Here is a 518-nt window from a genome sequence, read left to right as displayed (position 1 = left end):
CTGCACCCCTCGGTGTGCGACGGCGACCACACCGGCCTGATCGCGATCCATTCTTTGTCGAAGAGCTCGTCGCTGGCGGTCAGCGCAACCCGCACGTGCTGGGCACCGCGCGGCCCGTAGAAATCACCCGGCGCCACCAGGATGCCGCGCTGCGCCAGCCAGGCGACGCTGTCGTGGCATGGCTCACCGCGCGTGGCCCACAGATAGAGGCCGGCTTCGGAATGGTCGATGGCGAAGCCGGCCGAACGCAGCGCGGGCAGCAGGGCCGCGCGGCGCCGTTCGTAGCGCGCCCGCTGAGCCAGCTCGTGGGCGTCGTCGTCCAGGGCGGCAACCATGGCCGCCTGCACCGGCGTCGGCACCATCATCCCGGCGTGCTTGCGGACGGCCAACAGCTCCGCGATCAGCTCGGGGTCCCCGGCGACGAACGCGGCCCGGTACCCGGCCAGCGACGAGCTCTTCGACAAAGAATGGATCGCGATCAGGCCGGTGTGGTCGCCGTCGCACACCGAGGGGTGCAG

At 71.2% G+C, this 518-nt stretch carries 1 protein-coding gene; it reads right to left on the bottom strand.

From position 1 onward, the window contains the following. Positions 1–518: aminotransferase class I/II-fold pyridoxal phosphate-dependent enzyme (locus tag A5652_RS09030; protein ID WP_232001137.1), on the bottom strand; the 518-nt coding region annotated here is incomplete at both ends.

Source organism: Mycobacterium sp. 1165178.9 (assembly GCF_001673555.1).
Lineage (GTDB): Bacteria > Actinomycetota > Actinomycetes > Mycobacteriales > Mycobacteriaceae > Mycobacterium.
This window is presented reverse-complemented; position numbering and strand designations above follow the sequence as displayed.